Source organism: Pacificoceanicola algae (assembly GCF_049341065.1).
In the GTDB taxonomy this organism is placed as follows: Bacteria; Pseudomonadota; Alphaproteobacteria; order Rhodobacterales; family Rhodobacteraceae; genus Pacificoceanicola.
In genome coordinates this window covers 34,201-60,015 of sequence record NZ_JBMPIX010000008.1, presented here as the reverse complement: position 1 = coordinate 60,015, position 25,815 = coordinate 34,201, and the positions used below count along the sequence as shown (strand labels likewise).

26 protein-coding genes are annotated in these 25,815 nt (G+C 60.3%); 11 read left to right on the top strand and 15 right to left on the bottom strand.

Features of this window, described 5'->3' with window-relative positions:
• Positions 1-89 precede the first annotated feature (89 nt).
• Positions 90-377 carry an HU family DNA-binding protein gene (locus ACOYQJ_RS13455; RefSeq protein WP_422906546.1) on the top strand — a complete coding sequence of 96 codons (288 nt, stop codon included), beginning with the start codon at positions 90-92 and terminating at the stop codon, positions 375-377.
• 132 nt (positions 378-509) lie between these two features.
• Here the strand turns inward: ACOYQJ_RS13455 and ACOYQJ_RS13450 are convergent, their stop codons facing one another.
• Both ACOYQJ_RS13450 and ACOYQJ_RS13445 read right to left on the bottom strand, forming a co-directional pair.
• Positions 510-1,208, bottom strand: coding sequence for a GNAT family N-acetyltransferase (locus tag ACOYQJ_RS13450; RefSeq protein ID WP_422906545.1), 699 nt, complete (start codon positions 1,206-1,208; stop codon positions 510-512).
• On the bottom strand, positions 1,195-2,583 hold the full coding sequence (locus ACOYQJ_RS13445; protein WP_422906544.1) for an aminotransferase family protein: 1,389 nt from the start codon (positions 2,581-2,583) through the stop codon (positions 1,195-1,197). The genes ACOYQJ_RS13450 and ACOYQJ_RS13445 overlap by 14 nt, the downstream gene beginning before the upstream one ends.
• 375 nt (positions 2,584-2,958) lie before the next feature.
• Between ACOYQJ_RS13445 and ACOYQJ_RS13440 the strand changes: the two genes are divergently transcribed.
• From ACOYQJ_RS13440 to ACOYQJ_RS13430, 3 genes are all read left to right on the top strand, one after another.
• Positions 2,959-3,966 carry a taurine ABC transporter substrate-binding protein gene (locus ACOYQJ_RS13440; protein ID WP_422906543.1) on the top strand — a complete coding sequence of 336 codons (1,008 nt, stop codon included), beginning with the start codon at positions 2,959-2,961 and terminating at the stop codon, positions 3,964-3,966.
• 106 nt (positions 3,967-4,072) lie between these two features.
• Positions 4,073-4,879 carry a taurine ABC transporter ATP-binding protein gene (locus ACOYQJ_RS13435; RefSeq protein ID WP_422906542.1) on the top strand — a complete coding sequence of 269 codons (807 nt, stop codon included), beginning with the start codon at positions 4,073-4,075 and terminating at the stop codon, positions 4,877-4,879.
• A complete protein-coding gene (locus ACOYQJ_RS13430; protein WP_422906541.1) occupies positions 4,876-6,141 on the top strand; it encodes an ABC transporter permease in 1,266 nt (421 codons plus the stop codon). Before ACOYQJ_RS13435 ends, ACOYQJ_RS13430 begins: the two co-directional genes overlap by 4 nt.
• Positions 6,142-6,202: 61 nt before the next feature.
• Here the strand turns inward: ACOYQJ_RS13430 and ACOYQJ_RS13425 are convergent, their stop codons facing one another.
• Positions 6,203-7,135: a zinc-ribbon domain-containing protein gene (locus tag ACOYQJ_RS13425; RefSeq protein WP_422906540.1), complete on the bottom strand. Its 933-nt coding sequence runs from the start codon at positions 7,133-7,135 to the stop codon at positions 6,203-6,205.
• 152 nt (positions 7,136-7,287) lie between these two features.
• On the opposite strand from ACOYQJ_RS13425, the gene ACOYQJ_RS13420 reads away from it, so the two are divergent.
• From ACOYQJ_RS13420 to ACOYQJ_RS13405, 4 genes are read left to right on the top strand one after another with little or no spacing between them, the layout of a single operon-like run.
• Positions 7,288-7,965 (top strand): cell division ATP-binding protein FtsE, encoded by a 678-nt coding sequence (locus tag ACOYQJ_RS13420; protein ID WP_422906539.1) that lies wholly within the window; start codon positions 7,288-7,290, stop codon positions 7,963-7,965.
• 14 nt (positions 7,966-7,979) lie between these two features.
• The gene (locus tag ACOYQJ_RS13415; protein ID WP_422906690.1) at positions 7,980-8,867 is read left to right on the top strand and encodes a cell division protein FtsX; all 888 of its coding nucleotides are present in this window, start codon (positions 7,980-7,982) and stop codon (positions 8,865-8,867) included.
• Positions 8,867-9,601, top strand: a complete 735-nt coding sequence (locus tag ACOYQJ_RS13410) for a lysophospholipid acyltransferase family protein (protein ID WP_422906538.1) — start codon at positions 8,867-8,869, stop codon at positions 9,599-9,601. The genes ACOYQJ_RS13415 and ACOYQJ_RS13410 overlap by 1 nt, the downstream gene beginning before the upstream one ends.
• The gene (locus ACOYQJ_RS13405) at positions 9,579-10,181 is read left to right on the top strand and encodes a pyridoxamine 5'-phosphate oxidase family protein (RefSeq protein WP_422906537.1); all 603 of its coding nucleotides are present in this window, start codon (positions 9,579-9,581) and stop codon (positions 10,179-10,181) included. Before ACOYQJ_RS13410 ends, ACOYQJ_RS13405 begins: the two co-directional genes overlap by 23 nt.
• Before the next feature lie 6 nt (positions 10,182-10,187).
• Here the strand turns inward: ACOYQJ_RS13405 and ACOYQJ_RS13400 are convergent, their stop codons facing one another.
• The 3 genes from ACOYQJ_RS13400 to ACOYQJ_RS13390 all read right to left on the bottom strand — a co-directional run bounded on the left by ACOYQJ_RS13400 (position 10,188) and on the right by ACOYQJ_RS13390 (position 12,700).
• Positions 10,188-10,703 (bottom strand): hypothetical protein, encoded by a 516-nt coding sequence (locus ACOYQJ_RS13400; protein WP_422906536.1) that lies wholly within the window; start codon positions 10,701-10,703, stop codon positions 10,188-10,190.
• A gap of 100 nt (positions 10,704-10,803) precedes the next feature.
• Positions 10,804-12,192, bottom strand: coding sequence for a dihydrolipoyl dehydrogenase (gene lpdA / locus ACOYQJ_RS13395; protein ID WP_422906535.1), 1,389 nt, complete (start codon positions 12,190-12,192; stop codon positions 10,804-10,806).
• 118 nt (positions 12,193-12,310) lie between these two features.
• Complete coding sequence (locus ACOYQJ_RS13390) at positions 12,311-12,700, bottom strand: MAPEG family protein (RefSeq protein ID WP_422906534.1); 390 nt, start codon at positions 12,698-12,700, stop codon at positions 12,311-12,313.
• A 92-nt stretch (positions 12,701-12,792) separates the two neighbouring features.
• Between ACOYQJ_RS13390 and ACOYQJ_RS13385 the strand changes: the two genes are divergently transcribed.
• Positions 12,793-13,014, top strand: a complete 222-nt coding sequence (locus ACOYQJ_RS13385; protein ID WP_422906533.1) for a hypothetical protein — start codon at positions 12,793-12,795, stop codon at positions 13,012-13,014.
• Between the two features lie 84 nt (positions 13,015-13,098).
• Here the strand turns inward: ACOYQJ_RS13385 and odhB are convergent, their stop codons facing one another.
• From odhB to mdh, 8 genes are all read right to left on the bottom strand, one after another.
• Positions 13,099-14,634 (bottom strand): 2-oxoglutarate dehydrogenase complex dihydrolipoyllysine-residue succinyltransferase, encoded by a 1,536-nt coding sequence (odhB, locus tag ACOYQJ_RS13380; protein WP_422906532.1) that lies wholly within the window; start codon positions 14,632-14,634, stop codon positions 13,099-13,101.
• A gap of 46 nt (positions 14,635-14,680) precedes the next feature.
• Positions 14,681-17,647 carry a 2-oxoglutarate dehydrogenase E1 component gene (locus tag ACOYQJ_RS13375; RefSeq protein ID WP_422906531.1) on the bottom strand — a complete coding sequence of 989 codons (2,967 nt, stop codon included), beginning with the start codon at positions 17,645-17,647 and terminating at the stop codon, positions 14,681-14,683.
• A 112-nt stretch (positions 17,648-17,759) separates the two neighbouring features.
• Complete coding sequence (locus ACOYQJ_RS13370) at positions 17,760-18,521, bottom strand: hypothetical protein (RefSeq protein WP_422906530.1); 762 nt, start codon at positions 18,519-18,521, stop codon at positions 17,760-17,762.
• 2 nt (positions 18,522-18,523) lie between these two features.
• Positions 18,524-19,411 carry a succinate--CoA ligase subunit alpha gene (gene sucD / locus ACOYQJ_RS13365; RefSeq protein WP_422906529.1) on the bottom strand — a complete coding sequence of 296 codons (888 nt, stop codon included), beginning with the start codon at positions 19,409-19,411 and terminating at the stop codon, positions 18,524-18,526.
• 33 nt (positions 19,412-19,444) lie between these two features.
• Positions 19,445-19,990, bottom strand: coding sequence for a hypothetical protein (locus tag ACOYQJ_RS13360; protein ID WP_422906528.1), 546 nt, complete (start codon positions 19,988-19,990; stop codon positions 19,445-19,447).
• A 4-nt stretch (positions 19,991-19,994) separates the two neighbouring features.
• Complete coding sequence (gene sucC, locus ACOYQJ_RS13355) at positions 19,995-21,188, bottom strand: ADP-forming succinate--CoA ligase subunit beta (RefSeq protein ID WP_422906527.1); 1,194 nt, start codon at positions 21,186-21,188, stop codon at positions 19,995-19,997.
• Between the two features lie 607 nt (positions 21,189-21,795).
• Entirely contained in the window at positions 21,796-22,059 is a 264-nt protein-coding gene (locus ACOYQJ_RS13350; RefSeq protein WP_422906526.1) for a hypothetical protein, read from the bottom strand.
• Between the two features lie 262 nt (positions 22,060-22,321).
• Entirely contained in the window at positions 22,322-23,284 is a 963-nt protein-coding gene (gene mdh, locus ACOYQJ_RS13345; RefSeq protein ID WP_422906525.1) for a malate dehydrogenase, read from the bottom strand.
• A gap of 159 nt (positions 23,285-23,443) precedes the next feature.
• Between mdh and ACOYQJ_RS13340 the strand changes: the two genes are divergently transcribed.
• The gene (locus ACOYQJ_RS13340) at positions 23,444-24,199 is read left to right on the top strand and encodes a sulfite exporter TauE/SafE family protein (protein WP_422906524.1); all 756 of its coding nucleotides are present in this window, start codon (positions 23,444-23,446) and stop codon (positions 24,197-24,199) included.
• Between the two features lie 115 nt (positions 24,200-24,314).
• Here ACOYQJ_RS13340 and ACOYQJ_RS13335 read toward each other — a convergent pair whose 3' ends face one another.
• Positions 24,315-24,635 carry a hypothetical protein gene (locus tag ACOYQJ_RS13335; protein ID WP_422906523.1) on the bottom strand — a complete coding sequence of 107 codons (321 nt, stop codon included), beginning with the start codon at positions 24,633-24,635 and terminating at the stop codon, positions 24,315-24,317.
• Between the two features lie 313 nt (positions 24,636-24,948).
• Here ACOYQJ_RS13335 and ACOYQJ_RS13330 point away from each other — a divergent pair, with 313 nt between their 5' ends.
• Complete coding sequence (locus tag ACOYQJ_RS13330; protein ID WP_422906522.1) at positions 24,949-25,797, top strand: HpcH/HpaI aldolase/citrate lyase family protein; 849 nt, start codon at positions 24,949-24,951, stop codon at positions 25,795-25,797.
• Positions 25,798-25,815 lie beyond the last annotated feature (18 nt).

Genomic DNA, 25,815 nt, shown 5'->3' with positions numbered 1-25,815 from the left:
CGGGCCACTAAGAGTTGTGTTTTGCCGCTATATCCGGTTTTAATGCGCCGCAGAGGCCCAAGTGAGTGGGCAGTGAAGGAGATAAGAAAATGTCCAAGCCGATGACGAAAACCCAACTGGTGGCTGCACTGGCCGAAAAGATGGACAGCGACAAGAAGACCGCAGGCGCGGCTCTGGACGCGATCATCGACATCATCACTTCGGAAGTTGCTGGCGGCGGCGCCGTGACTTTGCCGGGTGTTGGCAAGATCTACTGCCGCGAGCGCCCCGAGCGCATGGTGCGCAACCCCGCCACCGGCGAGCAGTTCAAGAAAGAAGCCGACAAGCAGGTCAAGATGACCATTGCCAAGGCTCTGAAGGACAGCGTCAACGCCTGATCCTGACGAAATTGCATTTGGGAAAGGGTCGCCTTGGGCGGCCCTTTTCCATTTGGAAAATACGCGTCAAAGGATAGTGCGCTTGCCCACCTGTTGCGCGACGTCTCCGCTCAAGCGCGTACCGACCAGTGTTCAGATATCCTGAAGGCGGCGCTTTTGCTGTCCGTCCGACGTGAAATTCGTCGGGGCGAGCCAGTTTTCCAGGCGCGCCTTCAGTGCGGGCCATTCGCTATCAAGGATCGAAAACCACGCGGTGTCGCGGTTGCGTCCCTTGGTAATCGTGGCTTGGCGGAAGGTGCCTTCGTAGGTGAAGCCAAGACGCTCTGCCGCGGCTTTGGACGGGGCATTCAGTGCGTCGCATTTCCATTCGTAGCGGCGATAGCCCAGATCCTCGAAAACGTGGCGCATCATCAGATACATCGCCTCGGTCGCAAGGCGCGTGCGTTGCAGGGCGGGGCTGTACCTGATCCAGCCAACCTCGATAGTGCCGACGGCGGGGGTGATGCGCAGGTAGGAACAAAAGCCCAGAGGCCTGCCATGGGTGTCGCGGACAACGTAGAACAGCGGATCTTCCAGCGCGGCGTGCTGCGTCACCCAGGTTTTGGCATCTTCCAAGCTTTGCCAAGGGCCGATCGGCATATATGTCCAGCCTCGACCGTCCCTGTCCAGGGCCATCGCGTCGAACAGGCCCTCGGCATGCTGGGGCGCCAAGGGCACGAGATCACCGTATTGGCCTTGTAGCAGTGAATGCGGCGGGCGGGGGCGGGGATACTCCCCCTCGACCGGCAGGCCGACGGGGAGCCCCAGTTCGTTCAGCTCACTTGAAGACACGGGTCAGTGCGCCATCGGTCGCCTCAATGATCTGGTCGATGTCATCTTTGGTGGCGATCAGCGCAGGCGAGAAGCACAGCGTATTGTTGTACCCGGGAACCGAGCGGTTGGTTGCGCCGATAATGACACCCTGGCCCATGCAATCGCCAACAACGGCCTGCACCAGCGCCTCGGCGGCAGGGGTGCGGGCGGCGCGGTCACTGACAAGTTCGGCGCCAAGGAACAGGCCTTTGCCGCGCACGTCGCCGATCACCGCGTGCTTGTCTTGCAATTCGCCAAGACGGCCCAGCATGTAGTCGCCCATATCGGTGCAGTTCTGCAAAAGGCCTTCGTCCTCGATGATGCGCATGTTTTCCAAGGCAGCCGCAGGGCCAGCCGTGCAGCCACCAAAGGTAGAGATGTCGCGGAAGTAGTTCATCGGATCGCTGGCGTCGTCCTTGAACATGTCGAACACCGCTTCGGTCGTGGTCAGGCAGGCAATGGCGGCATAGCCACTGGCGACACCTTTGGCCATCGTGACCATGTCGGGTTCGATGCCGTATTGCTGATAGCCGAACCAGCTGCCGGTGCGGCCCACGCCGCAGACCACTTCGTCGATATGCAGGAGGATGTCGTACTTGCGGCAGATGTCCTGAACCTTCTGCCAATAGCCGCTGGGCGGGGTGATGACGCCACCGCCTGCGGTGACGGGTTCAAGGCATAGGGCGCCAACAGTATCGGGGCCTTCGCGCAGGATGACCTGTTCGATCTGATCGGCGGCCCATTCGCCATAATTCTCGGTGGGCGCGCCCTGATCTGCTGCGCGATACTCAAGGCAATGCGGCACACGCACGAAACCGGGGGTAAAGGGGCCATACTGCGCCCCACGCTCGTCCTGACCACCCGCGCTGAGGCAGGCGATGGTGGTGCCGTGGTAATCGCGATCGCGGTACAGGATCTTGTGCTTTTGCCCGCCATAACGCTTGTGCGCGATCTGCCGGACCATCTTGAAGGCTTTCTCATTCGCCTCGGAGCCGGAGTTGCAATAGTAGACCCGCGACTGACCCGGCATCTTCTCGATCAGCTTTTCGGCGAACAGTGCACCGGGGATCGACCCCGCGGCACCGGCGAAATAGTTCATCTTGAGGATCTGGTCATGCACCGCTTTGGCAATCGATTCGCGGCCATAGCCAACATTGACCGTCCAGACGCCGCCGGACACTGCGTCCAGATGTTCCTTGCCCGCCTGGTTCCAGACGCGCATGCCTTTGCCCTCGACGATGATGTTCGGGTCCTTGGTTTCAAAGGTTTTGTGCTGAACCAGATGGTGCCAGACGTGGGCCTTGTCGGCCTCGACCACGTGGCTCAGATCGTTCTGCGAAAGTGTGCCGTCCATGGGGGATCCTCCTGACAGGGCTGGTTTGAGCATAGCTGATCAAAGGCAAATGAGCGATAAAATCGGGCAGCCGATAGGTCCAGATGGGGTATCTCTGTAGGGCCAAAAACCGCCTGACGGCCTTCCGGGAAGGCTGTTGTTCTGGGTGGAAGCTTTATTTTCCAAGGCGTTAAGTTGTTTTGACTTTCCCAAATCGCGGTTTTTGGCTTTGCCAATGAAGCCCTTTGTCCATGAAAAACATTGATCGGTTGCCTGTTTTCCGGTCGGATCAGGGCAGAGCGTTAACAATAGGCGCCGGGACGCGGCAGACCATCGGTCTGCGCTGATATTGCTCTGGCCTGTTTCAGGCAGAGCGCAACAGGGGAGACTTTATTGATGAAACTCAAGACAGCTTTGATGGGGGCCGTTGGCGGATTCGCCATGCTGGCCGGTGCGCAGGCCGCTATGGCAGAAAGCCACGGGGGCCTGACCGTGGGGTATTTCCTCGAATGGCCGATGCCCTTTGAATATGCCAAGGTCGAGGGCATGTACGATGAGGCGCTTGGCACCACCGTCAACTGGGTGAGCTTCGACACCGGTACAGCGATGAGCGCTGCCATGGCCTCTGGCGATGTGCAGTTGAGCGTGTCGCAAGGTGTGCCGCCTTTTGTGGTGGCCACAAGCGCCGGGCAGGATCTTCAGGTGCTGGACGTTGCGGTCAGCTATTCCGACAACGACAACTGCGTTGTGCGCGAAGACCTTGAGATCGACAAGGACAGCGCCGGCGAACTTGCGGGCAAGAAGGTCGCCGTGCCGCTGGGCACCGCGGCGCATTACGGGTTCCTCAAGCAGATGAACCATTTCGGTGTGGACATCAGCGGCATGGAAGTCGTGGACATGGCGCCGCCGGATGGCGCGGCTGCGATCGCTCAGGGCTCGGTCGATATGGCCTGTGGCTGGGGTGGGTCGCTGCGCCGGATGAAAGAGCATGGCAACGTGCTTTTGACCGGCGCCGAGAAGGAAGATCTGGGCATTCTGGTGTTTGACGTGACCTCGGGCCCGTCGGGCTGGGTGGCCGAAAATTCCGATATGGTTGCCAAGTTTCTCGCCGTGACTGCCGAAGCGAACGCCATGTGGGCGGATGAGGCGAACCACGCCAAGATGCTGCCGGTCATCGCCAAGGATGCGGGTATGGACGAAGACGCCACTATGGCGACGATTTCGACCTTCATCTTCCCAACCGTCGAGGAACAGCTTTCGGCCAAATGGCTGGGCGGCGGCGCGCAGGAGTTCATGAAAGGCGTCGCGGATGTCTTTGTTGAAGCAGGCAGCATCGACGCCGCGCTGGACAGCTATACTGAGAACGTGAACACCGGACCGTTGCAAGCTGCATCCGGCATGTAAGATCACGGCCCGCCGGGCTTTTGGGTTCCGGCGGGTCTCAGGCTGAGTCGATTTTTCGCTGAAAGAATTGATCAGCCTCAGGCTCCTTTTGAGAAGAGCGGAGGCCATGAGCGGACTTACCATAGAAAACCTGTCGATGCGCTTCGATCTGCCCAACGGCAGCTCGGTTCAGGCGCTCAAGGATGTGTCGCTGGACATCAAGCAAGGCGAATTGATGAGCGTGCTTGGCCCCTCGGGCTGCGGCAAGACCACTTTGCTGAACATCGTCGCGGGCTTTCTGGCCCCGACCGAGGGCACCCTGACGCTGAATGGCCATCGCGTGACCGGCCCGGATGCCGAACGGGGCATGGTCTTTCAGCAGGGTGCCCTGTTCGAATGGATGGATGTGCGTGCGAACGTCAGTTTCGGGCCGCGCATGGCAGGCAAACGCGAGCAGGAATGGGCGGCGAACGTCGACCACCTTTTGGACGTGGTCGGCCTGCACGACTTCAAGGAAAAGGCGGTTTACGAGCTGTCCGGCGGCATGCAGCAGCGTGTCGCGCTGGCCCGTTGCCTTGCCAATGACCCGGACGTCATATTGATGGACGAACCGCTTGGCGCGCTGGATGCGCTGACCCGCGAAAAGATGCAGAGCCTCGTGCTGAAGCTTTGGAAAGAGACCGGCAAGACGATCATCCTGATCACTCACTCGGTCGAAGAAGCCCTTTTGCTGGGCGAACGCCTGATCGTCATGGCGCCGCGCCCCGGCCGCATTCACCGCGAATACAATCTGCCCTTCGCCGATCTTGGGGTCGGGCAAGACCTGCGTGAAGTCAAGAAACACCCGGACTTTGGGCCAAAACGCGAAGAGATCCTCAGCATGATCTGGGACATGGAAGAGGAAATCATGGGCCGCACGGAGGAAAGCGCATGATCGTCCTTCTGCTTTATGTTGCGATCTTCGTCGCCGCCTTCTTTATCGTCAAATTCGTCGCGCATAAAACGGTGAACGACTACACCTCGCTCAAGACCGTGACCTTTGGTGACGAAAGCGCGGTGACCCCGAACCGGATCGCCTCGGTTGTGTCGATCCTTGCGATTTTCCTGCTTTGGGGGGCCTTCACCGGCTCCAGGCTGATTCCCTCCTTCCTGCACGCTCCGGGCCCTTTCATGGGCGACGCGACATTTACCTATACCGCCGAGGCCGACGGCGTCGCGCCAGACGATGCCACCGTAACTGTCCGTGTCTTTGAGGTGGGGCAAGATGTAACTGCCCCCGAGGTCGATCCGGGCGACGGATGGGCCAAGAACGACAGCGAAACCGTCGGCGCATGGCGGTCGGGGCTGATCCGAGTAGACAAGAACGATGACTTCGGGCGCGACGCGAACCACCGTGTCGTGGCGGTCAACGGCCAGCCCATTGCTCCCGGAGGCTCGGTCCAGACGGACTTTGGCCGGGTGGGCATGTCGCCGAAAGGGACGCTGAACTTTGAACCGGCCAAGGGCTGGCAGATGGAGCCGATCTGGCTGCCAGCCCCCGAGGCCGTGCTTGCACGCCTGTCCGAGATTGCCAGCGAAGGGTATCGCGGCAGCACCCTGTGGGAGCATTTGGGCTATTCGCTGTTCCGCGTCGTGGTGGGCTTTGTACTGGGCGCGCTGGTGGGCATTCCGCTGGGCTACGCCATGGGCCTGTCGAACTGGTTTCGCGGCTGGTTTGATCCGATTGTCGAGTTCATGCGCCCGGTGCCGCCCTTGGCCCTGATCCCGCTGGTGATCATCTGGGCGGGGATTGGCGAGACCGGCAAGATCATCCTGCTGTTCCTTGCTGCGCTCTGGATCATGGCAATTTCTGCGCGCTCAGGGGTGTCGGGGGTGAATATCTCGAAGGTGCATGCGGCCTATTCGCTGGGCGCAAGCAAGGTGCAGATCATGCGCCATGTGATCGTGCCGAATTCACTTCCGGAGATTTTCACAGGCGCGCGCGTTGCAATGGGGGTGTGTTGGGGAACGGTTGTGGCCGCTGAACTGGTCGCCGCCGAAAAGGGCGCGGGCATGATGATCATGGTCGCATCCAAGTTTCAGCAGACCGATATCGTGCTGATGGGGATCATCCTGATCGGCGTGATCGGCTTTGGTATCGATATCCTGATGCGGTTGGCAGAAAAATCTCTGGTGCCGTGGAAAGGCCGGAGCTGATCGGCTGGCAGAAACGCAAAAGGGCGGGAGTTTCCCGCCCTTTCCTTCAATTTTCCAGGTCTTAACCTTGGTCTTCCGGGGTCGTCTCTGAACTCATCCCGTCAAGCGAGTGCATCAGGGTGGTGACCTTCGCGTCCAGCCAGATCCGCAAGGCATCGACCTTGGCGACATAGGCATCCATTACGGCAGCCGACTGCGGCAGCGCCTCTTTGATGCGCGGGGCCGAGGCATAGGAGCCAATCGCAAGCGCGAAGAGAAGCACCACCAGAAAGAAGCCGCGAGAGAACCCGCCTTTGGCGCGCGGGGCGGCCTCCTCGACTGTGACCCGGCCTTCGTTCGAATCGGTGACCCGTGGCTCGGAACTGGCGCGCAGGGTCTGGTTGATCTCTTCCACGTCCGGCAACAGTTCGCGCCGGGATTCTGCGGCAGCGGCGGCGGCTTCGGCGGCGGCACGACCAGCCAAGGCTGTCTCCGAGAGAGGTTGCGCAGGTTCGGGCTGTTCGGCCGGAGCGTCGGATTCCTCTTCAATCAAATCCTCGCCGCGGATATGGGCCATGCGTTCGCGGGCTTCGCGCGAACGGCGGGCCTGCTCGTCTTGGTCGGGATCACGCAGACCCAGATCGGGCTGCATTTCGAAAGACGCGGCTTCGGCCTTGCGCTGACGGCGCTCGCGCTCGGCCTCTTCACGCAGAACTTCGGCCACCTGCGGATCAAGCCCGCGCTTGGTTGGCGCCGGGGCTTCGGGCGCATCATCCTGTTCGAGGTCGTCCGCATCATCGGACGCCGGCGGCGCATCATCTTGCGAGTCCCATTCCTCTGCCGGGCTGGGCTGGCCAAGTTCATCGGCCAATTCCACATCGTCGTCAGGATGGCGTTGAAACCAGGTATGCGCGCAATTCGAACATTGCACGTCGCGCCCGCCTTCAGGGATCACCTCGACAGGCACCTCGTATTGAGCGCCGCAATTGGGGCAGATCAGCCGAATTCTGCTCACGTCCAGTCCTCTTCCCGTCCACGGAACGTTTTCTCTACAATAAGTTGCCTGTCTGTAGGGGAAAAGTCCAATCCTTAACAGCGGAACATTGAAACCTGTGCGAAGCTGTAGCAAATAGGGTGAACCCAAAGGCAGGAACAGGGCAGACAGACGTGATCGAGCTGGACAACGTGGCCTATTCCTACAGTGGCGAAGCGCTGCTGACGGATCTGAGCCTAAGACTTGCTGCGGGGTCCTTTCATTTTCTGACGGGGCCATCGGGTGCGGGCAAAACGACCTTTCTCAAGCTGTGCTATGGCGCGTTGAAGCCGACCGAAGGGTCCGTGCGCCTGTTCGGTGAGGACATGACGACATTTGACCGCGATGCGGTGGCCTATGCGCGGCGCAGGATCGGCGTGGTCCATCAGGATTGCCAATTTCTGGATCACCTGTCGGTTTCCGAGAATATCGCCTTGCCGCTGAGCGTGACGGGGCAGGCGACACCGGATCAGCTGGATAACCTCAACGAGCTTTTGACATGGGTGGGCCTGACAGGGCGCGCCGATGCTTTGCCGCCGGAATTGTCTGGGGGCGAACGTCAACGCGCCGCGCTGGCCCGCGCGCTGATCCTGTCGCCCGACGTGATTCTTGCGGACGAGCCCACCGGCAACGTGGATTGGGAGATGTCGCAGCGTCTGTTGCGGCTTCTTGTCGAGCTGAACAAGATGGGCAAGACGGTGATGATTGCCACCCACGATCTGGCCCTGATACGGGCCGCCAAAGCGCAGGTACAGGCGCGCGTTCTGCGGATATCCAATCGCAGTATTCAGGCTGCAGGGGCAGACCTTTGAGCGCCTGGATCGAGATGATGCGCGCGGTGCTGACCCGCGATGCCGGCGCGGACCGCGTGGTTCCCCCGGCGGGTTTTACCGTCTGGCTGACGCTGTTCACCAGCGGCGCCATGGCCTTTCTGACGGTCTTTGCCCTGGCGCTGTCGCTGGCCTCTGGGCGGCTGGCCAGCGCCTGGGATCATGAATTGGCGCGCAGTGCGACGCTGCGCATCTCGGCCCCGGCCGACCAGATGGCGGCACAGACCGCTGCCGCCTTGCGCGTGCTTGAACAAACGCCCGGAATTGCCTCGGCCCGCGCACTGACTGATGAAGAACAAAAGGCACTGCTTGAGCCGTGGTTTGGCCCCGACCTGCCAATCGAGACCCTGCCGGTGCCGCAACTGATCGAAGTGATCGAAGCCGACGACGAATACGACAGCGAAGGCCTGCGCCTGCGCCTGCAAGCCGAGGTGCCCGGCGCCGTGCTGGACGAACACACTCGCTGGCGCCGCCCGCTGGTTGCGGCGGCAGCGCGGCTGCGATCGCTGGGCTGGCTGTCGATCCTGTTGATCGCCGCTACTACGGGCGCGATGGTGACGCTGGCGGCCAATGCCGCGCTGGCGGCCAACTCGCGGGAGATCGCCGTTTTGCGGCTGGTCGGCGCGACGGACGGCTATATCGCCAGCGCTTTTGTCCGCAGGTTCACTCTGCGTACGCTGATCGGCGCCGGCGTTGGGTCGGCCTTGGGGTTGATCGCGATCCTGTTGATGCCCGGCGCGGGGGATACCGGCGACTTCCTGACCGGCTTGCGGTTCCAGGGCTGGCATTGGCTTTGGCCGTTTCTCGTTCCGCCACTGGCTGCCTTGGTGGCTTTCCTGGCCACCGGCTTTGCCGCAAGGCGCGTACTTGAGGGGCTTGACTGATGCTGCAATGGATCCGCTCCTGGATCTTCTTGATCCAGATGTATCTTGCGATGGCGGTGCTTGGCATCGTCTTTTTCCCATTCGCTTTGGTCTCGCGCCATGCCGCGCGATATGCCTGCCGAACATATACGCGCTGGGTACGCTGGACGGCATCGTGGATGGTCGGGCTGCGCAGCGAGGTGCGCGGAGAGATACCCTCGGGCGAGGTGCTGATTGCCGCCAAGCACCAGTCGTTTCTGGACATCATCATGATCTTCGGATCACTTCCGGCCGCCAAGTTCATCATGAAGCGTGAATTGCTATGGACGCCGTTCATCGGCCTCTACGCATGGCGCATTGGTTGCGTCCCGGTGGACCGGGGCAAACGGGCGCAGGCGATTACCAAGATGATGAAAGATGTCCAAAAGGGTGCGGCCGAGGCCGGTCAGTTGATCATCTATCCGCAAGGCACGCGCATCGCGCCGGGGGTAAAGGCACCCTACAAGGTCGGTGCGGCGGTTCTGTACAAACAGATGCAGCAACCCTGCGTTCCCGCCGCCACAAATGTCGGCGTTTTCTGGCCGCGCACCGGGGTGTATCGCAAACCCGGTCTGGCGGTGGTCGAATTCCTGCCGCCGATCCCGCCGGGTTTGCCGCAGGCCGATTTCAACCTCCGGCTTGAGCAAGAGGTCGAAGCGGCCTCTGACGCCTTGATGAAGGAGGCGGGCTTTGATGCGCAAACTGCAAACACTTAAGGATTTGCACGCGCTTTACGGCGATCCGGTTCCGACCTCGATCGCAAAGGTCGCCCGGCATCTGACGCCGCTCTATCAACGCTGGATCGAAGGATCACGCTTTTGCGTTCTGTCGACGGTTGGTCCCGAAGGGGTGCACGGCAGCCCGCGCGGCGACAACGGTCCGGTTGTGCGTGTGCAGGACGACAAGACGCTTTTGATGCCCGATTGGTGGGGCAACAACCGCTTGGATTGCCTGCGTGACATCATCCGCGATCCGCATGTCGCACTTCTGTTCCTCGTTCCGGGTTCGACAACGACTGTGCGGGTCAACGGTCGCGCATTTCTGACCGATGATGTCGATCTGCGAGCCAGTTTCGAGAAGAAGGGGCGCCAGCCTGCCACCATTGTGGTGATCGAGGTGGACGAGGTTTACAGCCAATGTGCCAAGGCACTGATCCGCTCGGAAATCTGGAAGCGGGATGACAAGCATACCGTGCCAACGGTTGGGCAAATTCTGGCGGATATGATGGGTGGAGCCGAAGGTGGCGCGGATTACGACGCCAATTATGAGGCCAAGGCGCAACCCAAGCTGTGGTAAGCACTTTCAGGCCCGGGCGCGCACATCCAAGGCCCGATGCGCGCGAAATTTGCGCGAACTGACAAACGTGGCGCTCCCAAATAGCAATGCCAATATACCCAAGCCCCAGGCTTTGGTCAGCCGCTCGCGCAGGAGCAAAGCTGGGACCGTGGGCAAGGTCTGCGGCACCAGACCGAGGCTTTGGATCTGTGTGAACTCGGCCAGCGACAATTCCATGAAGATGTCGGTTACGCAGGCATTGGTGGCCAACGCATATGCCTTGGCGTTGTGCCACATGGGAACGGACAGCGCGTGGAACGTACGGGTTATCTGGCAAAGCGACAGCGGTTCGCCATCTGCGCCGGGGATGGCGCTTGGGGCAACATAACTCAGGGTTTCAATACGTCTGCCGAGGCCCGAATTGGGCTCGGCCAGCGCGCCTGATGCTGAACTTGCCGCGAAAAGAGCGGCGAATACATGCTGTAAAATACCCATTACATTTAACTCAGCTGTCCACTCCTTGGGGTTGAGTGGTGTACCCATTTGGCGACTTTAACGCGTTTCTATGCTTAAATCTTGGCAGTTAATAAAATGTAGCCCCCGGTCAAAACCTGTCTGACCGGGGGCAGAGTATTGAGGACGTTCAGGCGTGGATCGCGCCGTCGCCGCAAGCAAGGGCAGCCTCGCGCACGGCCTCGGAGAAGGTCGGGTGCGCGTGGCAGGTCAGCGCGATATCCTCGGCGCTGGCACCGAATTCCATGCCGACGCAAATCTCGTGGATCAGATCGCCTGCGCCCGGTCCAATGATGTGACAACCTAGCACGCGGTCGGTTTCCTTGTCCGCCAGAAGTTTGACAAAGCCGTCACCTTGGAACACGGCCTTGGCGCGGCCATTGCCCATAAAGCTGAACTTGCCAACCTTGTAGGACACGCCCTCGGCCTTAAGTTGATCCTCTGTCTTGCCGACGCTGGCAACCTCGGGGGCGGTGTAGATCACGCCGGGGATCACGCCATAGTTCACGTGGCCATGTTTGCCCGCGATCACTTCGGCGGCGGCCATGCCTTCGTCTTCGGCCTTGTGCGCCAGCATCGGGCCTTCGATCGCGTCGCCGATGGCATAGATGCCAGGGACGTTGGTGCGCCACTGGTCGTCGGTCTTGATCTGGCCACGGTCGGTCATCTCGATGCCCAGAGCGTCAAGGCCCAGACCATCGACATAGGGGCGGCGACCCGTGGCAACCAGCACCACATCGGCGTCGATATCATGCTCGCTGTCGTCCTTGCGCAGCTTGTAGGTGACCTTGGCCTTGGTCTTGGAAGCTTCGACCTTTTGCACGGCGGCGCCCATGGTAAACTTGAGACCCTGCTTGGTCAGGATCTTCTGGAAGGCGCGCTGCACTTCGCTGTCCATTCCCGGGGTGATGAAATCGAGGAATTCGATCACCTGCACTTCGGTTCCCAGACGGGCATAGACGCTGCCCAATTCCAGCCCGATGACGCCCGCGCCGATCACGACCATCTTTTTCGGTACCTTAGGCAATTCCAACGCGCCGGTCGACGTCACGACAACCTTTTCGTCGATCTCGACACCCGGCAGGCTGCTGGGTTCCGAGCCGGAAGCGATCACGATGCTCTTGGCCTCATGGATATCGTCGCCGACCTTGACCTTGCCGGCCTCGGGGATGCTGCCCCAGCCCTTGAGCCAGTCGACCTTGTTCTTCTTGAACAGGAACTCGATGCCCTTGGTGTTCTGGCCAATCACGTCGTCCTTGTAGGCCAGCATCTGTTTCCAGTCGACCGAAGGGGATTTGCCCTTGAGGCCCATCTTGGCAAAGTTGTGCTCGGCCTCGTGCAACTGGTGCGACGCGTGCAGCAGGGCCTTGGACGGGATGCAGCCGACGTTCAGGCAGGTGCCGCCAAGGGCGTCACGCCCTTCAACGCAGGCGGTTTTCAGGCCAAGCTGCGCGCATCGGATCGCCGAGACATAGCCGCCGGGGCCCCCACCGATGATGATCACGTCATAATTTGCCATTGGATTTCCTTTCGTTTTCGCGGGCAGGGCCGTGGCCCCTCACTCCCGGGATATTTGTGGTCCTTACTGAATGGGCTGGTGGCGCGGCGTCCAGAGCCAATTTCTCCGTTTCGGACAATCATAGCAGGGCCAGAACAAGCATGGCGAGTGTTGCAAGAAACCCGACCGCCCAGATCAACGACCGCCACGGCGCAAGGCCCAGCAGATAGGCGGGCAGGTACAGCACGCGGGCGATCAAGTATATCACAGCGAGCAAGGCCGTGGTTTCCGTTGCCTTGTCGGCAAAGGTCAGGGTCAGAGCGGCGATGCCGAACAGGATCAGCCCTTCGAAGTGGTTGTTCATCGCCCGTTGCGCGCGGCCTGCGATACCGGTCAATTGGCGCGGCGTGTCGCGGGGGGAAGCGGCGTATTTTGTGCCGACCTGCATCTGTGCTGTGACCGAGTAGATCGAGAAGTGGATCACTTGCAGGAGGGCGGCGAGGGTGAGGGCGGTGAGTTCGGGGGTCATGACAGCCTTAACCTGTACTTCTGCTTGATCTTTCCCTTGCTGAAGGAAAGGCTGAGGTCGAAGGATCGAAAATTGCAATTGAAAGGGCCAAAATGGACGATGAACTCTTTGAAACGGTAAAAGACTTGCTTGCCAAGGCAGCGGCCCAAGAGATTGCAATGCAAATTATCGTGGCAGGCTTAGACAGTGCAAAGTCTGGCCTAAAAGAAAAAGTGGTTGCAGCTTTGCATGATGCTGCTCGACAATCTTCAAGAAACTCAGAAATGCAAGACGTCACTGCCGAGTTGCAGCATCTGGCTCTACTTCTCAAGTAGCCAACGAACATCAAGCAATCCATTCTTCGTAAGTTGCGTCTTCAACGAACGATTTTGTCGTTCGTTGAAGACTAGCTTGTGGGATCACAGATCCATCAACAACCGGCGCGGGTCCTCAAGCGCTTCTTTGACGCGCACGAGGAAGGTCACTGCGCCTTTGCCGTCGACGATGCGGTGATCGTAGGAAAGCGCGAGGTACATCATCGGGCGGATCTTGATCTCGCCGTTGATGACCATCGGACGGTCCTGGATCTTGTGCATGCCGAGGATGCCGGACTGCGGGGGGTTGAGGATCGGCGAGGACATCAGCGAGCCATAGACGCCGCCGTTCGAGATGGTGAAGGTGCCGCCCTGCATTTCCGCCATCGACAGCTTGCCGTCGCGGGCGCGCTTGCCCTTTTCGGCGATGGCCTTCTCGATCTCGGCAAAGGACATCTGGTCGGCGTCGCGGATGACCGGAACGACGAGGCCCTGCGGGGTGCCCGCAGCGATGCCCATGTGCACGAAATTCTTGTAGACGATGTCCGTGCCGTCGATCTCGGCGTTCACTTCCGGCACTTCTTTCAAAGCGTGGCAGCAGGCCTTGGTGAAGAAGGACATGAAGCCAAGCTTGACGCCGTGCTTCTTCTCGAAGAGTTCCTTGTACTCCTTCCGCAGCGCCATGGTCTCCGTCATGTCCACCTCGTTGTAGGTGGTCAGGATCGCGGCGGTGTTCTGCGCGTCCTTAAGGCGGCGGGCGATGGTCTGGCGCAGGCGGGTCATCTTGACCCGCTCTTCGCGCGCGGCGTCATCGGCAGGCACCGGTGCGCGCGGCGCGCTGGCCGGGGCCGAGGCAGCAGGCGCGGATTTCGCGGCGGCAACAGCAGCAGAGACATCGGCCTTGGTCGCGCGGCCATCACGGCCCGAACCCGTGACCTGGTCGCGGCTGATGCCAGCCTCGGCCATGGCCTTTTCGGCGGCGGGGCCATCCTTGATGTCCTTGCCGGGTCCAGCATTCCCCGCCTCGGGCGTGTCGTACTGCGCTCCTTTCGAGGCGTCGTCGCCGGTGGCCGGGGCCCCGGCGTCACCGGACGAGATCACCGCCAGCTTGGCGTCGGCCTGCACCGTGTCGCCTTCGTTCGCGACGATCTCGGTCAGGGTGCCAGCCGCGGGGGCGGGCACTTCGACCGACACTTTGTCGGTTTCCAGCTCGCAAAGCATTTCGTCCTGTTCGACGCTGTCGCCAACGTTCTTGAACCAGGTCGAAACGGTCGCTTCGGAAACGCTTTCGCCCAGGGTCGGGACCATCACGTCAACCGTTTCGCCACCATTTGCAGGCTTCAGGCCAACCTCTTCCTTTTGCGAGCCTTCGGCGCGCGGCTTTGGATCGGACGGCCCGGCATTGTCCGACGCCGAGATATTGGCCAGCAGGGCATCGACGCCGACGGTTTCACCTTCGCCCGCCACGATATCGGCCAGGATGCCGGCGACGGGCGAGGGGACCTCGACCGTGACCTTGTCGGTTTCCAGCTCGCAAAGCATTTCGTCAACAGCCACGGCATCGCCCGGCTTCTTGAACCAGGTTGCCACGGTTGCCTCGGTTACCGATTCCCCCAGCGTGGGGACGCGCACTTCGGTCATAGTCATAGTTCCTTTTTGTTACCCTAGCGCTTGGCTACTTGAGGGTTCAATCAATCGTCAGCGCTTCGTCAACGAGCGCGGCTTGCTGTGCTTTGTGCTGGCTGGCCAGACCCGTCGCGGGCGAGGCCGAGGTGGCGCGGCCCACGTAACGTGGTCGCTTGTGGGTGGCGTCGATGCGCCCCAGCACCCATTCGAGGTTGGGTTCGATAAAGGTCCATGCGCCCTGGTTCTTGGGCTCTTCCTGACACCAGATCATTTCGGCGTTCTTGAAACGCTCAAGCTCTTTCACGGCGGAGATCGCCGGGAAGGGGTAGAACTGCTCGAAACGCATCAGATAGACGTCCTCGATGCCGCGGGCATCGCGTTCTTCGAGAAGGTCGTAATAGACCTTGCCCGAACACATCACGACGCGCTTGATCTTGTCGTCAGAGACCAGCTTGGTGTCGGAATGGCCTTTCTCCGCATCGTCCCAAAGGACGCGGTGGAAGGATGAACCAGTGGTGAACATCTCGGCGTCCGAGACGCAGAGCTTGTGACGCAGCAGCGATTTCGGCGTCATCAGAACCAGCGGCTTGCGGAAGCTGCGGTGCAGCTGGCGGCGCAGGATGTGGAAATAGTTTGCCGGGGTCGAACAGTTCGCCACGATCCAGTTGTCCTGACCGCACATCTGCAAGAAACGCTCCAACCGCGCGGACGAATGCTCGGGTCCCTGACCTTCAAAGCCATGCGGCAGCAGGCAGACCAGGCCGGACATGCGCAACCATTTGCTTTCGCCCGAGGAGACGAACTGATCGAACATGATCTGTGCGCCGTTGGCAAAGTCGCCGAACTGCGCTTCCCACAGGGTCAGGGCGTTGGGTTCAGCCATCGAGTAGCCGTATTCAAAGCCCAGCACCGCGTATTCGGACAGGGCGCTGTCGATCACTTCGTACTTGGCCTGACCTTCGCGGATGTGGTTCAGCGGGTAATAGCGTTCTTCGGTCGACTGGTCGATAAAGGCGGAGTGGCGCTGCGAGAAGGTGCCGCGCGTGCTGTCCTGTCCGGCCAGACGCACCGGATAGCCTTCGGTCAGGAGAGAGCCAAAGGCCAGCGCCTCGGCGGTTGCCCAGTCATAGCCCTGACCGGTTTCGACCATGTTCGCACGGGTTTCCACGAGTCGGCCAACCGTCTTGTGCAGCGGGAAGCCGTCGGGCACGCGGGTGATCGCGCCGCCAACTTCCTTGAGCGTCGATTCTTCGATCGAAGTCTTGCCGCGCTGGTATTTGCCTTGCTTCTGGCGATCCAGATGCGACCAACGGCCGTCCAGCCAGTCGGCCTTGTTCGGCTTGTAGGTTTTTCCAGCCTCGAATTCTTCGTTCAGCCTGGCCTGGAAAGCGGCCTTCATATCCTCAATCTCCCCCTCGGGGATGAGGCCATCCTTGACCAGCCGTTCAGTGTACAGCGACAGGGTCGTTTTGTGGCCCTTGATCTTTTTGTACATGATCGGATTGGTGAACATGGGCTCATCGCCTTCGTTGTGACCGAAGCGGCGATAGCAGAAAATGTCGATGACCACGTCCTTGCCAAACTTCTGACGGAACTCGGTCGCGACTTTGGCGGCATGCACCACGGCCTCGGGATCGTCACCGTTGACGTGGAAGATCGGCGCCTCGACCACCAGCGCGTTGTCGGTGGGGTAGGGCGAGGAGCGCGAGAAATGCGGCGCCGTGGTAAAGCCGATCTGGTTGTTCACCACGATATGGATTGTGCCGCCGGTCTTGTGACCGCGCAGACCGGACAGGGCAAAACATTCCGCAACCACACCCTGACCGGCAAAAGCGGCATCGCCGTGCAGCAGGATCGGCAGAACCTTGGTGCGGGTCGGATCGCCCATCTGGTCCTGCTTGGCGCGAACCTTGCCCAGAACCACGGGGTTCACCGCCTCAAGGTGCGAGGGGTTGGCGGTCAGCGACAGGTGCACGGAGTTGCCATCGAATTCGCGGTCCGAAGACGCCCCGAGGTGGTATTTCACATCGCCCGAGCCGTCGACATCCTCGGGCTTGAAGCTGCCGCCCTGGAATTCGTTGAAGATCGCCTTGTAGGGCTTTTGCATGACGTTCGCCAGAACCGACAAACGGCCACGGTGGGGCATGCCGACGACGATTTCCTTGACGCCAAGGTTGCCGCCGCGCTTGATGATCTGCTCCATCGCGGGGATCAGGCTTTCGCCACCATCAAGGCCAAAGCGCTTGGTGCCCATGTATTTGACGTGCAGGAATTTCTCGAAACCCTCGGCTTCGACCATTTTGTTCAGGATGGCTTTGCGGCCTTCACGGGTGAACTGGATTTCCTTGCCAAAGCCTTCGATCCGCTCTTTCAGCCAGGCGGATTGCTCGGGGTCGGAAATGTGCATGTATTGCAGCGCGAAGGTGCCGCAGTAGGTGCGTTTGACGATGCTCAGGATCTCGCGCAGCGAGGCGATCTGCAGGCCCAGCACGTTGTCGATAAAGATCGGGCGATCCATGTCGGCTTCGGTAAAGCCATAGGATTTCGCGTCCAGTTCCGGATGGTTGGTGCTGTCCCGCATCCCCAGTGGGTCCAGGTCGGCGGCCAGATGGCCCCGGATCCGGTAGGCGCGGATCAGCATGAGCGCGCGGATGCTGTCCAGAACAGCGCGCTGGATGGCTTCGTCGCTGACCTCGACACCCTTGGCCGCAGCGGCGTCCTTGATCTTTTGACCTGCGCCCTTGGCTTCGGCAGGGACCATCGGCATCGGCCATTCGCCTGTCAGCGCGCCGGTCAGGTCGTCATTGGGAACGGGCGGCCAGTCGCCACGCGCCCAGGACGGGCCTGCGGCCTCTTTCTTGACGTCCATGTCGTCGTCGCCGAGCTGCGAAAAGAAGGCCTGCCACGAGGCGTCTACCGCGTTCGGGTCATTGGCATAGCGGGCATACATCTGTTCGAGGTATTCCGCGTTGTGCCCCTGCATAAAGCTGGAAGCATGAAACAGGTCATTGGGGCTTTGGTCGTTCATTTTAGCACCTCGGGGTTGCGGGGGCGTTGGGTCACGTTGGGCAGGGTGTCTGGATTATCGGATTTGCACGGCGTGTCGGGTCGGTGCCGCAAGGCCATCAGGCATCGCGTGGTCATATCTGGCCTTCCCTCTGAAACGTGGCAAGGCCGTCCGTCGGCCCGCTCCAGCCGGCTTGGCGGCAGGCCGGCGGCTGCAGTGCATCATCGGGATGGCGGGAGTAGCCGTAAAGATCGAAGATCCAACCATAGGCGGCCTCAATTCTGCGGCGGGCGTCCGGCGAAATGAATTCGCCCGGATGGCGGGATTTGAGCGCATTCTCGTTCGACTGGAGGCGCGGCCGGGAGGGGTGCGGCGGGGTAAGTCCGCGATCCGCGGCCAGCGCCTGAAGATCGCCTTCGAGGGTCTCCGTGAACAGGATATGGGTCAGGGCATATCGCCCGTCCAGATGCGTGAGCTCCCGAGTCCTCAGACCCATGCCTTCGATATCCATGGCGTCGATCTGCCCGCGTACAACATCGGCATCCTCGCTGGCTTCGATCCGGCCCTGACGTTCCCAGACATTCCGGATCGACATCGTCCGCGTGTAAGGATTTCGCATGTTCGACACGATGGCACAGCGATCCCAGATCTCGGCTCCAAGGCCCGCGTGCATGGCGTCGAGCGCCATGTGGACCTGAAACCGCGGCTCAACCGTAAAGGTCTCGCGCGCGCCAACACGTCCGACGACACCGGAGTTCGAGATGATCTCCGGCGTCCAGGGGGTCGTTGGGGTGAAGTCAGGGCCACAAAACTGACGCAGGTAGAGCCCGGTCGAAGAACTCCCCGTCCGGTTCAACTGCGAATAGATAAAGGCGTGGCCCCGACTGTACAGCATTCTCAGCCCTTGTTGATCGCTTCCATCACGGCCTCACCCAGCGTGGCGGGGCTGTCGGCGACGACGATGCCAGCGGCCTTCATCGCTTCGATCTTGTCCTCGGCGCCGCCCTTGCCACCGGCGACAATCGCGCCAGCGTGGCCCATGCGGCGGCCCGGAGGTGCCGTGCGGCCCGCGATGAAACCAGCGGTTGGCTTCCAGCGGCCCTTCTTCTTCTCGTCGGCCAGGAACTGCGCGGCTTCTTCTTCCGCGCTGCCACCGATTTCACCGATCATGATGATCGAGGTGGTTTCCGGATCGGCAAGGAACATCTCCAGCACGTCGATATGCTCGGTGCCCTTGATCGGATCGCCGCCGATGCCCACGGCGGAGGACTGGCCAAGGCCGATGTCAGTGGTCTGCTTGACAGCCTCGTAGGTCAGCGTGCCCGAGCGCGACACAACGCCGACGGAGCCGCGCTTGTGGATATGGCCCGGCATGATGCCGATCTTGCAGGCCCCGGGCGTGATTACGCCGGGGCAGTTCGGCCCGATCAGACGGCTCTTGGAGCCATCCAGAGCGCGCGCCACGCGCATCATGTCGAGCACCGGAATGCCTTCGGTGATGCAGACGATCAGCTCCATCTCCGCGTCGATCGCTTCGAGGATACTGTCGGCGGCGAAGGGGGGCGGGACGTAGATCACGGAGGCATTGGCCTCGGTGACATGCTTGGCCTCATGGACCGAGTTGAAGACCGGCAGGTCGAGGTGCGTCATGCCACCCTTGCCCGGTGTCACGCCTCCGACCATCTTGGTGCCATAGGCGATGGCCTGTTCGGTGTGGAACGTGCCCTGCGAGCCGGTAAGGCCCTGACAGATCACTTTGGTGTTTTCGTCGATGAGGACTGCCATTTTGGCGTTCTCCTTGATTTTTCAAGCTCGTTTTCAGTTGTCTGAAACGGAATGAACGATGTGGACAGTGAAAGAACCGACCGGCCCTTTCGATGATTTGAAGTGAAAAGCTTCGAGTAGCAGCGAGCGACCCTTGGACTTGAATTCGGCACGGCGGCCAGAAATGTAACGGTCGTAGGGAGCATCATCCCATTTCGCCGGTCCTGTAGAGGTGGGTTTCTTTCCGTTGCCCGCCTTCTTTTGGACCCATGCGAAATACTTGGTTACATCGTCCGCTGTCAGGTCTTTCGACGAAACATGGCACCAATAGTCGCTTTCGGTTCTGTCGCGAGAAACCGTCACCTCCGGACGACCCGACAGTCCTTTTGTTATTCCCTGCCGCTTTGCAGCTGCAAACGTATGATCTGCAACTGCAACCGCTCGAACGCCGTCCTCAAAGGAGCTTCGCCTATCTAGGGCGAGAGCCTCGGAGTTCAGACAGGCGCTAACGAACAATTTGGCGCCGCGTTCTGCCAAGTCTTGAGCGCTGGCTGGTCCAGCCAAAACCAAGCAAAAGGGGATAATCGCCGCAAGCCTCAAAGCCTTATCCCTTCACAGCTTTCACGATCTTCTCCGCGCCGTCGCTCAGGTCATCCGCCGCGATCACGTCAACATCGCTGTTGTTGATGATGGCTTTGCCCTCTTCGACGTTGGTGCCCTCAAGTCGGACTACCAGCGGAACTTGCAGGCCGACCTCTTTCACAGCGGCAATGACGCCCTCGGCGATCACATCGCAGCGCATGATGCCGCCGAAGATGTTGACGAGGATGCCTTTGACGTTGGGGTCAGAGGTGATGATCTTGAACGCCTCGGTGACCTTTTCCTTGGTCGCGCCGCCGCCCACGTCGAGGAAGTTGGCAGGCTCTGCGCCGTACAGCTTGATGATGTCCATCGTCGCCATCGCCAGTCCCGCGCCATTGACCATGCAGCCAATCTCGCCGTCCAGCGCGATGTAGTTCAGGTCGTACTTCGACGCTTCGAGCTCCTTGGAGTCTTCCTCGGTTTCATCGCGAAGTTCCGCGATGTCGGGATGGCGGTACATGGCGTTCCCGTCGAAACCGACCTTGGCATCCAGAACCTTGAGGTCGCCGCCGGGCATGACGATCAGCGGGTTGATTTCCAGCATCTCCATGTCCTTCTCGACGAAGGCCTTGTAGAGAATGCCCATTAGCTTGACGCACTGCTTGACGGCACCGCCGGTCAGGCCCAGCGAAAAGGCAACGCGGCGGCCGTGGAACGGCTGGTAGCCGGTCGCGGGATCAACTGAGAAGGACAGGATCTTTTCCGGGGTCGATGCGGCGACCTCTTCGATGTCCATGCCGCCCTCGGTCGAGCAGACAAAGGAAATGCGGCTGGTCTGGCGGTCCACCAGCAGTGCGAGATACAGCTCACGCTCAATGTCGGAACCGTCTTCGATGTAGATGCGGTTGACTTGCTTGCCTGCGGGGCCGGTCTGGTGTGTGACCAGAGTCTTGCCGAGCATCTTCTTGGCTTCTTCGGCGGCCTCTTCGACCGACTTGGCAAGACGGACACCGCCCTTTTCCCCAGCTTCAGCCTCTTTGAATTTGCCCTTGCCGCGACCACCTGCGTGGATCTGTGCCTTTACGACCCAAAGGGGCCCGTCCAGTTCACCTGCGGCATTCTTGGCGTCTTCGGCTTTCGTGACGGCACGGCCGTCCGAAACCGGTGCGCCGTAGGAACGCAAAAGCGCCTTGGCCTGATATTCGTGGATGTTCATGGGTCGGTTATCCCCGTTTTGCTGCGATTTCAGACGGTATAGGCCCGCCTAGCAGGCCGAGTTAAACAAAAAATTGGTGTTAGCGGAAAAATCCCGCGAGTTTTCGACATTTGTGATCACAGCTTTGCCGGGTGTGATCACAAGTTGATAAACTGTTAGCGCTTGGAGGCGCCGAAGCGCCGGTTTAGGCTTGAGTCGATAAAGATTCTCAGGGGTGATTTGTGGCCAATTGGGCTATCGCCATGACGGTTTGCGAGCCTGCTCAGTTGGTTCTGAGGAATGATGCATGGCATCTGGCAACCGGCGCGCATGAGGTCCATGTTTATCTCGATGATCCCCAAGATCCCGTCGCCGAAACACTGGCCGCGCTAACGGGGGCATCGTGACACCTTGCCCAGCAGGATCTTGCCCCGCGCCGCCAAAGGCCCGCATCGATCAACCGTCGGCAATCTCTGAACGCAAATCACTCTCTGGCCCGAACCCATGCTGACTGGCTGTTTCACATCAATGCAGATGAATTCCTGTTGCAGTCGCGTCCCTTGGCGGATGAATTGAGGGTCTTGTCCGAACTGGACTGCGAATTGCACCTGCCCTTGGCCGAGCGGCTTTATGCGGCCAATACCCCGATCAACGCGATTTTGATGGAGTTTTTCGCACCTCGACCAAGGGGCTGAATCGCCGCGCGGACGGCAAGACGAACGATCCGGTGATCCTTGGCGATCATCTGGCTGTGCTGCTGCAAGGCGTACTTGGCCATTGCGCGGGCAAATGCGGCGTGCAAGCCTGCGGGCCTTTGCGCTTTGGCATTCATTTGGCTTTCAAGGGCAACACCCGCGACCGGGCCGAGCGGTACAAAAGTACCTCGACGCATCTGTTGCACTTTGATGGACTAGCTCCGGCGCACTGCTGATCGAAGCCCCCCTTTGACCCGCGTCCCGAGATCACCCGGATTTTGTCGCAGATGCCGGATCTGTCGCCTGCCAAATTCGATTCGGCGCTGGTGGCGCGGCAGCCTCAGTTGGGCGCCATCCTCGACAAACACTTCGGCCTGCCCTTGGTCTGAGACCCGGTCAAAAAGAAGCCCCGGGGACCGCCTGGGTTCCCGGGGCTGCATTCATAAAATCGATTGCGGATCAGGTCAGCGAGCTGTCGATCGCCTTGCAGGCTTCGACCAGACCTTTGACCGCATCAACCGATTTGTCGAACATCTCTTGCTCTTCTTTGTTAAGCTTGATGTTCAAGACCTTCTCGATGCCGCCAGCGCCAATCACGGTCGGCACGCCGACATACATGTCCTTCACGCCCAGCTCGCCATCGCAATGGGCGGCGCAGGGCAGAACGCGCTTTTGGTCTTTCAGATAGGCTTCGGCCATCTCGATCGCCGAGGTTGCCGGGGCGTAGAACGCCGATCCGGTCTTCAGCAGGCCAACGATCTCGGCGCCGCCGTCACGGGTGCGCTGTACGATGGCGTCAAGCTTGTCCTGTGTGGTCAGGCCCATTTCGACCAGATCGGGCAGCGGGATGCCGCCAACGGTCGAGTAACGCACCGAAGGCACCATGGTATCGCCGTGACCACCCAGAACGAAGGCACTGACGTCTTTCATCGAGACATCGAATTCCAGCGACAGGAAGTGGCGGAAGCGTGCGCTGTCCAGAACACCGGCCATGCCGCAGACCTTGTTCGCGGGCAGGCCCGAGAACTGCTGCAAAGCCCAGACCATCGCGTCGAGCGGGTTTGTAATGCAGATCACGAACGCGTCGGGGGCGTTATCGCGGATGCCTTCGCCAACCGACTTCATGACCTTGAGGTTGATCCCGAGGAGGTCGTCGCGGCTCATGCCGGGCTTGCGCGGCACGCCAGCGGTGACGATGCAGACGTCTGCGCCAGCGATATCGGCATAGTCCTGTGTGCCGCGCAGCTTGGCGTCAAAGCCTTCGCTGGGGCCGGATTCGGCGATGTCGAGCGCCTTGCCTTCAGGCGTGCCCTCAGCAATGTCGAACAGGACGACGTCGCCCAATTCTTTCATTGCTGCAAGGTGAGCAAGCGTTCCGCCAATCTGTCCCGCGCCGATCAGGGCGATTTTGGGTCTGGCCATGGATTTTGTCTCCAGTCCTACGTGAATTTGGCCGTTTGCCTAAGCCTTTACGAAGCGTCGCGCAAGGGTGCTGCGCCGCGGCACATTTGCCGTTAGGGCTATCACTTTGATCGCCGGCGCGATAATGGCTGATTAATCGACAGCTTAGAGGTGATCCAGTTGGAATTATTTAGCCTTTCAGTTTTTGCCTTTACGATCCCAGCCGTGATCTTTGCGGGGATTTCCAAAGGCGGTTTTGGCTCTGGGGTCGCCTTTGCCAGCGCGTCGATTCTTGCGCTTGTGCTGGATCCCGGGATCGCGCTGGGGTTGATGCTGCCGCTTTTGATGCTGATCGATGCCAGCAGTCTGCCCGCATACTGGCGTAAATGGGATTGGCCTTCGGCCAAGGTGCTGCTGCTGGGCGGAATTCCCGGCACAGTGATCGGCGCGCTTTTCTATGCTTGGGCAAACCCCGATGCGATCCGCCTGATCATCGGCGTGGTGGCCTTGCTTTTTGTCGCTTGGCAAGCGGCACAAAAGTTTGGCCTGATCCGATTGGGCCGTACGCGATTTGGCAGGCGCACTGGTTTGATTGCTGGATTGGTATTGGGGTTTACCAGTTTTGTAAGCCATGCGGGCGGGCCGGCCGCCGCGGTTTATCTGCTGGGGCAGGGGCTGGCCAAGACACGCTATCAGGCGACGACGGTCCTGATTTTCTGGGCCGTCAACCTGTTCAAGTCGGGCTTTTACGCCGGCATGGGCATTTTCACCAAAGAGACGCTTTTGATGGATCTTGCGCTGGCCCCGTTTGCCGTTCTGGGCACCTGGCTGGGCATCAAGGCACACCATAAAATGCCCGAAAGCCTCTTCTTTGCAGTTACCTATGTGGCGCTGACCTGCACTGGTCTGAAGTTGATCTATGACGTACTGACCTGAAACGCCGCGCCTGTCTCACAGGTTGTCAAATATTCCGGGGGGAGGGGGGCGCCTTGGCGACAGGGGTAGAGCCCCCCTCACTCGATTTTTGCCGGCTTATCGTCTTCCCTCTGGATCAAGCATCGTCACCTTTGGGTGGGAGCGCCTCTGCAAGTTCCTCAAAGGCCTGGCCGCTGGCCACCAGGCAGGTCACGCCCTGAGCCGTCGTTACGGTGATGGTCCAGGAGCCAGTCTCGACCGAGGCGAACACCTCCATCATGGCGTTGTTGCTGCCCAATCCCATGGACTGGCGCGTTTCACCGTATTTATCCGCCAGCCGCGTCACGACCAGATCGCGCGGCGCGCAATTCTGCGCGCTTTGTGCCTTGACCATCGTGGCCGCAGCCAGCAACACGCCTGCTGACAGCATCGTCAGTTTCACAAACTTTTCCGTCATCGCATTACCCTTTTGGTTGCGCACCGGCTTGATCGCGGCTTTGCCGCCCGTCCGGTCCCTTTTGGGTCCCCTCGATCCGGGTGGGCGGCCCTGTTTCGCCCTTTCCCTCGCCGCTTTTCGGCGATGTCCATACCATCCGGTCTCAGCCGCTTAGATAAGGTTAACGACGCGCGCGGTGCGTCGAATGCGAAATAATTCGCCTGAAAAAGCATCGCATTTTCGTGTATTTTCTGCACTGCGGCGTATTTAGTCTTGAACTTTCCAACTAAAAATGCCCCTTTGCGCGCAACATTATTGCCCTCAGGAGGTTTTCATGGACATGGCAGCCCGCCCCTACCGCTCGGTTCTCTATATCCCCGGCTCCAAGGATCGTGCCTTGGAAAAGGCCCGGACGCTGCCCATCGATGCGATAATCTTCGATCTCGAAGACGCGGTGGCCCCCGGAGAAAAGGTGGCCGCCCGCGGCACGCTGACGGCCGCCCTCAAGACCAGCTATGGCAATCGCACCCGCATCGTTCGCATCAACGGTCTAGACACCGAATGGGGCGAGGCGGACGCCAAGGCCGTCGCAGAAATGGACTGTGATGCCATCCTGCTGCCCAAGGTTGAAAACGCCGCTCAGTTGGATGCGTTGGCAAGCCTGTGTGACAAGCCGCTTTGGGCGATGATGGAGACGCCCAAGGGGATGCTTGCGGCCGCCGAGATTGCCGCGCATCCGAAATTGGCAGGTATGGTGATGGGCACCAACGATCTGGCCAAGGAACTGAACAGCCGGTTCCGGGCTGACCGCTTGCCGATGTTGCCAGGGATTGGCCTATGCCTTCTGGCCGCGAAAGCCCACGATGTGGTGATCGTCGATGGAGTTTATAATGCTTTCAAGGACGATGAAGGCCTGAAAGCGGAATGCGAGCAAGGCCGCGATATGGGTATGGATGGCAAGACGCTGATCCACCCGGCGCAAATCGAGGTTGCCAATGCGGCCTTTGCCCCGTCTGAAGCTGAAATCGATCTTGCCAAGCGCCAAATTGACGCTTTCGAAGAGACGGTGGCAAAGGGCGGCGGTGTCGCCGTGGTCGACGGCAAGATCGTTGAAAACCTGCATGTCGAAACCGCCCGCAAGACCCTTGCCAAGGCCGAAGCCATTGCGGCTCTGACAGAATAAAGCGAGGCTGCACCTAAA

Excerpts from the sequence above, each read along its gene's own strand:
- sucD (WP_422906529.1), bottom strand. The coding sequence starts at position 19,411 with ATGGCAGTCCTCATCGACGAAAACACCAAAGTGATCTGTCAGGGCCTT.
- sucC (WP_422906527.1), bottom strand. The coding sequence starts at position 21,188 with ATGAACATCCACGAATATCAGGCCAAGGCGCTTTTGCGTTCCTACGGC.
- ACOYQJ_RS13435 (WP_422906542.1), top strand. The coding sequence starts at position 4,073 with ATGAGCGGACTTACCATAGAAAACCTGTCGATGCGCTTCGATCTGCCC.
- ACOYQJ_RS13445 (WP_422906544.1), bottom strand. The coding sequence starts at position 2,583 with ATGGACGGCACACTTTCGCAGAACGATCTGAGCCACGTGGTCGAGGCC.
- ACOYQJ_RS13375 (WP_422906531.1), bottom strand. The coding sequence starts at position 17,647 with ATGAACGACCAAAGCCCCAATGACCTGTTTCATGCTTCCAGCTTTATG.
- ACOYQJ_RS13370 (WP_422906530.1), bottom strand. The coding sequence starts at position 18,521 with ATGCTGTACAGTCGGGGCCACGCCTTTATCTATTCGCAGTTGAACCGG.
- ACOYQJ_RS13410 (WP_422906538.1), top strand. The coding sequence starts at position 8,867 with ATGCTGCAATGGATCCGCTCCTGGATCTTCTTGATCCAGATGTATCTT.
- ACOYQJ_RS13335 (WP_422906523.1), bottom strand. The coding sequence starts at position 24,635 with ATGACGGAAAAGTTTGTGAAACTGACGATGCTGTCAGCAGGCGTGTTG.
- ACOYQJ_RS13350 (WP_422906526.1), bottom strand. The coding sequence starts at position 22,059 with ATGCGTCGAGGTACTTTTGTACCGCTCGGCCCGGTCGCGGGTGTTGCC.
- mdh (WP_422906525.1), bottom strand. The coding sequence starts at position 23,284 with ATGGCCAGACCCAAAATCGCCCTGATCGGCGCGGGACAGATTGGCGGA.
- ACOYQJ_RS13390 (WP_422906534.1), bottom strand. The coding sequence starts at position 12,700 with ATGACCCCCGAACTCACCGCCCTCACCCTCGCCGCCCTCCTGCAAGTG.
- ACOYQJ_RS13430 (WP_422906541.1), top strand. The coding sequence starts at position 4,876 with ATGATCGTCCTTCTGCTTTATGTTGCGATCTTCGTCGCCGCCTTCTTT.
- lpdA (WP_422906535.1), bottom strand. The coding sequence starts at position 12,192 with ATGGCAAATTATGACGTGATCATCATCGGTGGGGGCCCCGGCGGCTAT.
- ACOYQJ_RS13400 (WP_422906536.1), bottom strand. The coding sequence starts at position 10,703 with ATGGGTACACCACTCAACCCCAAGGAGTGGACAGCTGAGTTAAATGTA.
- ACOYQJ_RS13455 (WP_422906546.1), top strand. The coding sequence starts at position 90 with ATGTCCAAGCCGATGACGAAAACCCAACTGGTGGCTGCACTGGCCGAA.
- ACOYQJ_RS13440 (WP_422906543.1), top strand. The coding sequence starts at position 2,959 with ATGAAACTCAAGACAGCTTTGATGGGGGCCGTTGGCGGATTCGCCATG.
- ACOYQJ_RS13415 (WP_422906690.1), top strand. The coding sequence starts at position 7,980 with ATGATGCGCGCGGTGCTGACCCGCGATGCCGGCGCGGACCGCGTGGTT.
- odhB (WP_422906532.1), bottom strand. The coding sequence starts at position 14,634 with ATGACCGAAGTGCGCGTCCCCACGCTGGGGGAATCGGTAACCGAGGCA.
- ACOYQJ_RS13405 (WP_422906537.1), top strand. The coding sequence starts at position 9,579 with ATGCGCAAACTGCAAACACTTAAGGATTTGCACGCGCTTTACGGCGAT.
- ACOYQJ_RS13385 (WP_422906533.1), top strand. The coding sequence starts at position 12,793 with ATGGACGATGAACTCTTTGAAACGGTAAAAGACTTGCTTGCCAAGGCA.
- ACOYQJ_RS13330 (WP_422906522.1), top strand. The coding sequence starts at position 24,949 with ATGGACATGGCAGCCCGCCCCTACCGCTCGGTTCTCTATATCCCCGGC.